The sequence below is a fragment of the Streptomyces sp. M-16 genome, from assembly GCF_052114405.1.
Lineage (GTDB): Bacteria > Actinomycetota > Actinomycetes > Streptomycetales > Streptomycetaceae > Streptomyces.
In genome coordinates, this window is record NZ_JBFRER010000295.1 from 1 (window position 1) to 1,269 (window position 1,269).

A 1,269-nucleotide genomic window follows, 5' to 3' on the forward strand; every position below is an offset into this window, starting at 1 on the left:
GATCGATCGAGGCGCAGGCGTTGGTGGAGACGTACGGGCGGGGTCGTCCGGCCGGCCGGCCTCTGTGGTTGGGGTCGTTGAAGTCGAACATCGGGCACACGCAGGCGGCGGCCGGGGTGGGCGGGATCATCAAGATGGTCGAGGCGATGCGGCGCGGGGTCCTGCCCAAGACCCTGCACGCCGAAGAGGCCTCGCCGCACGTGGACTGGTCGGAGGGAACCGTACGCCTGCTCACCGAACCCGTGGAGTGGGCGGAACACGACGGCCGCCCCCGACGGGCGGCGGTCTCCTCGTTCGGCTTCAGCGGCACCAACGCCCACGTCGTCCTCGAACAGGCGCCGGCCGTCCCCCGGCCCGCGTCCGCTCCGGGAACGACGCCCGTACCGCCCTTCACGGCGCCCTGGGTACTGTCCGCGAAGAGCCCGGACGCCTTGCGCGAGCAGGCGCGGCGGCTCCTGCGGTACGCGACGGAACACGTACCGGAACACGACGGCGGCCGTCAGGCCGCCGAGGTGGCGTACTCCCTGGCCACGAGCCGCACCACTCTGGAACACCGCGCCGCCGTCGTGGCACCGGACACGGCCGGTGTCCTGGAGGGGCTGGCGGCCCTCGCGAACGGCGACCCGGCACGATCGGTGGTGCGGGCCGTAGCCGTGCCCGGTACGAAGCGGGCGTTCCTCTTCTCCGGGCAGGGGAGCCAGCGGCTCGGAATGGGACGCGAACTGCACGCGGCGTTCCCGGTGTTCGCCGAAGCCTTCGACGAGGCGTGCGCCGTACTGGACGCGCACCTCGAACACCCCTTGCGCAGCGTGGTGTTCGGGGACGACGCGGAGCTCCTCGACCGGACGGACCACGCCCAGCCGGCGCTCTTCGCGGTCGAGGTGGCGTTGTACCGGCTGGTGGAGTCCTGGGGCGTCCGTCCGGACTTCCTGGCGGGTCATTCGGTGGGTGAGTTCGCCGCCGCGCACGTGGCGGGTGTGTTCTCCCTCGACGACGCGGCCCGGCTGGTGGCGGCGCGCGGCCGGCTGATGCAGGCGCTCCCGGACGGCGGGGTGATGGTGGCGGTGGAGGCCTCGGAGGAGGAGGTGCGGGGCCTGCTGGCCGGCTTCGGGGACCGTGCGGGTATCGCCGCCGTCAACGGGCCCTCGTCCGTGGTGGTGTCGGGCGCCGAGGAAGCCGTGGCGAAGGTCGTGGACCGTCTCGCGGCCGACGGGCGCAAGACGAAGGCGCTGACCGTCTCCCACGCCTTCCACTCGCCCCTCATGGACC

1 protein-coding gene is annotated in these 1,269 nt (G+C 73.0%); it reads left to right on the forward strand.

The features are described 5' to 3' along the window. Positions 1 to 1,269: acyltransferase domain-containing protein (locus tag AB4039_RS42190; protein WP_442273302.1), on the forward strand; the 1,269-nt coding region annotated here is incomplete at both ends.